Source organism: Bartonella sp. MU70NMGDW, from assembly GCF_042194085.1.
GTDB lineage: Bacteria > Pseudomonadota > Alphaproteobacteria > Rhizobiales > Rhizobiaceae > Bartonella > Bartonella grahamii.
Map to the genome: position 1 here is coordinate 8,387 of NZ_JBHIMK010000058.1, position 3,646 is coordinate 12,032.

Here is a 3,646-nt window from a genome sequence, read left to right on the forward strand (position 1 = left end):
CCTTCCTTTAAATATTACACATCTTTCGCATAATTTGAAAGAATATGAACCTAAGCAGTCACATTTGCTTTACCGGTGTAACAAAGAAGCCTATTTAATACTTTTATCAGTGTACGTATAGCTTGTTTTTTAATTTTTTAATTTTCCAATATCATAACAATCATATCTATGAAGAGTATTCCCTATAACAAATTTCTCATAAGTTTAAGAACTTACATGTTTTTATTTTTTTACTTTGGTATTAAAATTCACTCCTTGCGATGGTTAACAACCCCCTTATTTTTCAATAAAAATGAATATCCAATTAATCATTCGTATCAACAGTTTTGAAGAAAAGAAACCTTATAATATAAGGCGTTAACAAGGCTAAAATAATCCATTTAAGATAATGTATATGATAACACCATATTAGCGAAACGCTAACATCAGAGCAAGATTTTTTTCAAAAGGTTTTTTTAAAGCGCGCGCTTTTCACAATTAAAATAGAATACCCTCAAAAATGCTATTATATTACTCATTCATGTGCTTGTTTTACACAGACATTTTTCAATAATCCCCAAAACTCTCTTATGACGGTGCTCAGAAGAGTGTACACTCTCCATGAATGGTATAAAATACATTATGCTCTTCATTTTTACTGAAATAGAAGGTACAAATCGATACCATCATACTCTTTTCCAGTTTTTAATGTGACGAAAATGTTTGCATTGAAAGATTTATAAAAGATATTTCAGGCCTTTTTGAAAGTACTTTTATCCACACACCACCTTCGTTTATGACATATTAACAAACGATTTCAATTGATCCAATATGGATAGGATTAAAATGAGAAAGCCTCATGATATTTAGGTTTTTCACTCATGTTATGAAACGATAAATTATCTTTATAAATCAATATATTGCTTTAATAAAAGATAAAGCATAAGATTTTAATATTATGCTTTCTTTGGCTGGCAAGTTTTATTAGCCTTAAAGTCAAGTAACATTATTTTTGTGTAATGCGTGCCATGGTCTTTTGGGAAAGCATTTTGTGTAAATATGTCATAAAGGCGGCTGCAAAAAGCGGTGTTGATAAATTAAGAATTGGAATCGAAACAAAAAGCGCTATCAATAATCCTGCACCAAAAACCGTTGTATAATGAGTATGTAAAAAAGCACGTGCATCTTGCTCTGTTCGAAAACGATAAGCAGCAAACAAGAAATATTCATGACCAAGCAAATAACCATTAATAACATAAAAAGCGATTAAATTAATACCTGGTATGAAGAATAAAATAAAAGCAATTCCATTACCAAGAAGGCTTAAAATAACAAATTTAAAGGAAATGATAAGAGAACGCTGAAACGGCAAAGCTTGTCCAATAGGCTCGTTTGGGTAATCCTCTTTTTCAATGATTTCAGCAACAGAGTCAATGAAAAAACCACCAATCATAGCTGCGATTGGTGCAATCAAAAAAGCCAACAAAAGAGCCAAACCAAGATTAAAAATGATAAGCACGCTAAAACCAATCCATCCCGCCCAACTAGGGAGTCCAGGAAGAAACTGAGCAATCCAGGGCCAAAAGTAAGACACAAAAAGTTGGTGCACACATAACCATAAAATGGCGAGAATGAAAAAAGTAATCCCCAATGCTTTCAGTATCATAATACTATATTGCGAGGTCAGAAGACGTTGTAAAGCACGATAGGCAGCAGTAAAAATCATAGATTAATAAACTAAGGAAAGAAGCAAAAAAACAAGAAATATATTTAAAGAATGCACAGTGTAATTTTTTATTTTTTGAATTACAAGATTTCTTTTCAAGAACATTATAAAAAACGGCTAAGGCTTCTTTGTTTAAAATAAAATTTGAATAAATAGAAATTTTGATTTTTAAAAATCAAGAAGAATTTAAAAAGCAGCTGTTGTAGAAGAAATTTTTAATATTTTTCTACAGAGTGCAGGTTATTGCGTTTATATGATATATGTGAAAAATTAAGGAATAAGAACTATTTGGGAGGAAAGTTGTTGACTTCTATTTATTCAGTAGTGTTGTCTAACTTCGTTTATCTACGTGCTTAATTGTTTTGTACAATTCCTAATGCTCTGTACTTTTATACTATTTGGCGGCATGCTTTTGCCTCTCGCTTTTATTCAAAACATATTGAGTTCAATGGAATCGGAGTAACGTAGTAGCTTGTAGATATTCTGATTTGGGCAACAGAATGATTAATATGATAGAAGTGGAAAATAAGCTTAGGCGATTGATCGTCCATATCCCATGGAAGGGTAATTTCTTGAGAAGAAGCAAAGAGTGGGAGACACCACTGATGATTAAAAATGATGAGATTTTGAATTTTAAAAGCTATAAGTGCAATGAAGTAAGAATTCATTGAAGCACTTTTCATACAAGTGGTGCAATGTATCAAATAATTTTTAGATAATAACACCACTAATTTATGAAGAGAATTGATCATTTTCAACTTGAATAAGAATCCAAAATATAGAAATATTCTTTAATTTCAAAGCCTTTATTCAACATCAAAAAATTATTTACTTGCACATTATAGGCGAGACCAATGTATGGATACAAAGCTTTCGATAAAGGACTAAAAATGCTTCTCATGAAACATCACAATGTGAGGATATCATGGATCAAATTCTAGTCTTTGTGGTCTTGGTATGCTGGAGAGAGGACACACACATTTAATTTTAAAGACCGATCACTGAGGAAAATAATAAAGGCATCAGTTTCATAAACTTATAGACAGTGGTGCAATGAATTTTATCTACACTCTTTATGAGCATCAGTGTAAGATATGCTTCAAATTGTATTGAGATGTTACAATACATTGATTTATTACATTATTTTTCATAGTGAATAAGAGCTTCAAATAAAGTTGTCATATTTTCTCATTAGCTGCTCTCATCATGAAATAATCAAAATCATTTATTTGCACATCATAAATAGGAGCAATATCGGGATAAAAACATTGAAGAAAGAAAATGCTTTTATAAATTTTATTCAGTGCAAGAGCTTTCTCAAAATTGATGATAGGCAAAGTGAATGATAGCTTGTTTTTTTATAAGCTGGGGAGACAGTGGTGCAATAGATCCTACTTTTGTATGAAGACTATGGCAATTTTTTAAAGAAACATTTCCCAACAGTGCCTGTGAATGGTATAAGGGTAAAGCTCTCGTGAATAATATAAAACTTATAGGGCACCACTATCTTTACACTTAATAAAAGAGCACGGCGGGCACCATCATTCTCTCAGTATTGCTCGACAGCTCTGTTCTTGAGACGGTCCATTATAAGCGTTTTTAGTTCTTTCTTAAACGTTTTGTATTCATACGGCTATCCTTCTTTGCAACGTGCAAGAAAATGGTTTTTATTGATTCAACATGAGAGAGATTTGAAATGAGAGAATCTTACGATATTCGGGATTCTAATTTAATATGAACAACGCTAGATTATCACTATAAATCAAAATATTGTATACTAATCGAGATAGATAGACACCTATTGTTAGTTCTATTTTATAAGGTGTTTTAATATGAATGCATTTGAAGGGTTATTATTTGAAATGGGGTATATTTTCCTCATGAGGAGTAGGTGTTTGGGGGGCAAAAAATGATACAATCATGTTTGCTAATTTTTGCGCT

Annotated in this window: 1 protein-coding gene; it reads right to left on the bottom strand. The window is 31.4% G+C overall.

Going from position 1 to position 3,646, the window contains the following annotated elements; genetic code table 11:
* Window positions 1-985 precede the first annotated feature (985 nt).
* Window positions 986-1,705, bottom strand: coding sequence for a sulfate transporter family protein (locus ACFIKE_RS06415; RefSeq protein ID WP_375625490.1), 720 nt, complete (start codon window positions 1,703-1,705; stop codon window positions 986-988).
* Between the last annotated feature and the right edge of the window lie 1,941 nt (window positions 1,706-3,646).

Coding starts and splice junctions, on each gene's coding strand:
- ACFIKE_RS06415 (WP_375625490.1), bottom strand. CDS start 1,705: ATGATTTTTACTGCTGCCTATCGTGCTTTACAACGTCTTCTGACCTCG.